At 39.3% G+C, this 3,854-nt stretch carries 5 protein-coding genes; 4 read left to right on the top strand and 1 reads right to left on the bottom strand.

Annotated elements, in window-relative coordinates; translation table 11 throughout:
* The 4 genes from FJR05_RS03645 to FJR05_RS03660 form a co-directional block, all read left to right on the top strand.
* Positions 1-2,227, top strand: a 2,227-nt coding sequence (locus FJR05_RS03645; RefSeq protein ID WP_168642854.1) for a DNA methyltransferase, incomplete at its 5' end; no start/stop codon positions are given.
* A gap of 111 nt (positions 2,228-2,338) precedes the next feature.
* The gene (locus FJR05_RS03650) at positions 2,339-2,653 is read left to right on the top strand and encodes a HigA family addiction module antitoxin (RefSeq protein ID WP_168466847.1); all 315 of its coding nucleotides are present in this window, start codon (positions 2,339-2,341) and stop codon (positions 2,651-2,653) included.
* Between the two features lie 192 nt (positions 2,654-2,845).
* A complete protein-coding gene (locus tag FJR05_RS03655; protein WP_168642855.1) occupies positions 2,846-3,085 on the top strand; it encodes a hypothetical protein in 240 nt (79 codons plus the stop codon).
* A complete protein-coding gene (locus FJR05_RS03660) occupies positions 3,078-3,494 on the top strand; it encodes a type II toxin-antitoxin system VapC family toxin (protein WP_168642856.1) in 417 nt (138 codons plus the stop codon). The genes FJR05_RS03655 and FJR05_RS03660 overlap by 8 nt, the downstream gene beginning before the upstream one ends.
* 44 nt (positions 3,495-3,538) lie before the next feature.
* Here FJR05_RS03660 and FJR05_RS03665 read toward each other — a convergent pair whose 3' ends face one another.
* On the bottom strand, positions 3,539-3,754 hold the full coding sequence (locus FJR05_RS03665; protein ID WP_168642857.1) for a hypothetical protein: 216 nt from the start codon (positions 3,752-3,754) through the stop codon (positions 3,539-3,541).
* Positions 3,755-3,854 lie beyond the last annotated feature (100 nt).

Here is a 3,854-nt window from a genome sequence, read left to right on the forward strand (position 1 = left end):
CCTATCCCTGTTACTTCCTAATTCCTTTTTAGTGGGGGAGTGTGAACAGTTACTTGCTGATGATACAGGCATTTTTAATAAGGGGGTTTTTTGGGAATATATTGATTTGCATACGAAGGAAGATGGCAGTGATTTGGCGATGCACATTGCTTCAATTTTCCATATTTTAAATACCCCAAATGAGAAGCGGTTAAAAAATTTAGATGAGAATTTAGCACAGTTTCCCTATGTGAATGGGAAGTTATTTGAAGAGACTGTACAACCTGCTGCTTTTGATAAGCAGATGCGTGAAATGTTGTTAAAGGCTTGTGCTTTTGATTGGGGTAAAATTTCTCCTGCAATTTTTGGATCAATGTTTCAGGCAGTGATGAATCAGACAGAACGGCGTAATTTAGGAGCGCATTACACTTCTGAGAAGAATATTCAAAAGTTGATTAAGCCGCTTTTTTTGGATGATCTGTATACTGAATTTGAGAAGGCTAAGGGTAGTAAGGGCAAATTAGAAGCATTACATAAAAAGATTGCGAATTTACATTTTCTTGATCCTGCCTGTGGTTGTGGTAATTTCTTGATTATTACCTATCGAGAATTGCGAGATTTAGAGATTTTGATTTTGTTGGAATTGAATAAGAGTGGGCAGTTGGTGACGGATATTAGCTCAATTATTCAAGTGGATGTGGATCAGTTTGCGGGGATTGAATATGATGAGTTTGCGGTGCGGGTTGCTGAGGTGGCGATGTGGTTGATCGATCATCAGATGAATGTGAAGGTGAGTAATGAGTTTGGGCAGTATTTTGTGCGTTTACCATTGAAGAAAGCGGCGAAGATTGTGCATGGTAATTCGTTGCGGATTGATTGGGGATCGGTTGTTGAAAAAGAGAAGTTAAATTTTATTTTAGGAAATCCTCCATTTGTCGGGAAACATTTACAAAACGCTAAACAAAAAGCAGATATGGAGAAGATATTTGCTGGGGTAAATGGTGCGGGTGTATTGGACTATGTAACACCTTGGTATATCAAGGCAGCACAGCTAATTCAAGATACAAATATTCGTTGTGCTTTTGTTAGTACAAGTTCTATTTCGCAAGGTGAGCAGGTAGGTATTCTCTGGCAAGAGCTTTATAACCGATACAAGATTAAAATTCATTTTGCTCATCGGACTTTTAGCTGGAGTAATGAGGCAAAAGGTAATGCGGCTGTGCATTGTGTAATTATTGGCTTCGGGTTGCAGGATGTTGATAACAAGAGACTTTTTGAGTATGTAGATATTAAAAGCGAACCAACAGAAAGAAAAACCAAAAATATTAATCCATATTTAACTGAAGGAAGTGATCTGATCATTTTAAAAAGAGGTAAGCCGATTTGTAATGTGCCTGAAATGCTCAAAGGTAGCCAGCCAACTGACGGAGGAAATCTTTTACTAACTGATGAAGATAAAAGTCAATATGTTCTTCAAGAGCCATCTGGTACAAAATTTATTCGACTTTTTATTTCAGCAGATGAATTTCTAAATGGGAAAACTCGCTGGTGCTTTTGGCTTACAGATATTCAGCCGAATGAATTAAAGCAACTACCAGTGTTAATGGATAGAGTAAGCAAAGTTCGCAAAATGCGTCTATCAAGCACCAAACAAGCGACAGTAAAGTGGGCAGATTTTCCTACAGTATTCACTGAAAACAGACAACCTAATAGTAACTATGTACTCGTACCAAGGGTTTCATCAGAAAATCGAAAATATATTCCAATGGGATTTTTTGATAGCAAAGCGATCGCTAGTGATAGTTGTATTACTATCCCTAATGGCGATCTCTATATTTTTGGTGTTCTCACATCTGAAATGCACATGACTTGGGTTAAGTATGTCTGTGGAAGATTAAAAAGTGATTTTCGCTATTCCAATACAATCGTTTACAACAACTATCCATTCCCTGAAAATGTCAGCGACAAACAAAAGCAAAAAGTCGAAACTGCCGCACAAAAAGTATTAGACACAAGGGCAAAATATCCTGATAGTAGCCTCGCCAATCTTTACGATCCTCTCACCATGCCGCCCGACTTAGTAAAGGCACATCAAGCCCTAGATAAAGCCGTTGACCTTTGCTATCGTCCCCAGCCCTTCGTGAGCGAAATAAATCGCATTGAGTATTTATTTAGTCTCTATGAAGCCCTAAGTGCGCCACTGTTCAAAGTCGAGAAGAAAAAGCGAAGTAGGAAAAAAGATAGTTAATAAATTCGATGATGTGGCGGACAAATGGCGTATTTGTTTTGAGTGGACAGAAACAGAAAATCGCCCATTTAATATCGAAATTGTTGATTATCACTAAGGGAGAAAACAACTATGGCACGACCTGCAATTCACGCTGGCGAAATCTTATCCGATGAACTAAAAGAGCTTGGGATTAGCGCATCAGAACTAGCGCGATCGCTCCATATACCCACAAATCGGATTACGCAAATCCTCAAAGGGCAAAGAGGTATCACTGCTGACACAGCATTACGTCTAGGACGATGGTTTGGCACTGGTGCAGAACTATGGCTTAATTTGCAAAAAGCTTATGAGTTACGCCTAGCCGAAGAGTTAATGGGAGAAGAAATTCAAAATACGATTCAACCTCGTTCATCTATAAACAATCAGCCGTTAGTTCAAGTTTAGATAAATAAATTTTGAGTATCGGGAATGCGACAGCGAACCGCGACCTAGTAATCGCAATTACTGTGAGTGGTAATTTTTAGGCGATCGCTTCAACGATATGTTTTCTATAGGTTTACTGAAGGCGAGCGCTTTGTGATTGAGATTAGGGGTGATCTGCTAAAATGAATATTAAAGGCTACTTTGGCTAAAACCATGACGACAATAACTCTAGAGCTACCACAAAATATTTACGAGCCTTTGCAAAAAGCCGCCGCAAAAGCAGGACAATCCCCACAAGAGCTAATCACTAAATTACTGGGACAGACTATACAAGCCTTTGCTGACGATCCTGTAGAAGAGTTTATTGGTGCTTTTCGTAGTGACATTCCCGATTGGGGCGCAAATCACGATCGCTATCTTGGACAAGAATTACTAGAAAACCATAATGCCTGAGCTATTTATCGATACATCAGGCTGGGCAAATCTGATAGATATCAGTCAGCCTTTTCACTCTCTCAGCGCGACGACATATCAAAATGCGCGTTCTCAAAAATATAAACTCATCACTACAAGCTATATCGTTACAGAGCTTGTTGCTCTACTTTCTAGCCCGCTTCGCATACCTAGACTAAAGGCGATCGCCTTTATCCAAAGTCTAAAAACTTCTCCCTACGTAGAAGTTATCCATATCAGCAAAGAAATCGATACAAAAGCATGGGAACTTTTAATCAACAGGCCAGATAAAGAATGGAGTCTAGTTGACTGTTCTAGTTTCATTGTCATGGAAGAACGCAAAATTACTGAATCTCTAACAAGCGATCATCATTTTGAACAAGCAGGATTTATTCGTTTATTGAAATAGCGATCGCTGTTTTGATATTATTGTTTGTATTGGTGGCGATCACTTCAACGATATTTTCTATAGGTTTGCTGAGGGCGATCGCTATTACTATGAGACATGATTAGGCGATCGCTATTCTTGTGATTTGTGATTTTAGGCGATAGCGAAGCGCGACCTAGGAATCGCCTCAATTGTCTATCTGTTGAAGAGTTTGCGGTATGCGATCGCTGGTTGATTTTTTGCGAAATTGCGATATAAATGTTATGCTTGACGTAATACATAACATTTGCCTATGCCTGAAAAATATAAAGACAAACGCACAGCCGAATTTGCTGCGGGCGATCGTGTCAAAGAATTTCAGGCATTTGAAAGACAAGCATA

The organism is Dolichospermum sp. UHCC 0259, from assembly GCF_009711935.1.
Lineage (GTDB): Bacteria > Cyanobacteriota > Cyanobacteriia > Cyanobacteriales > Nostocaceae > Dolichospermum.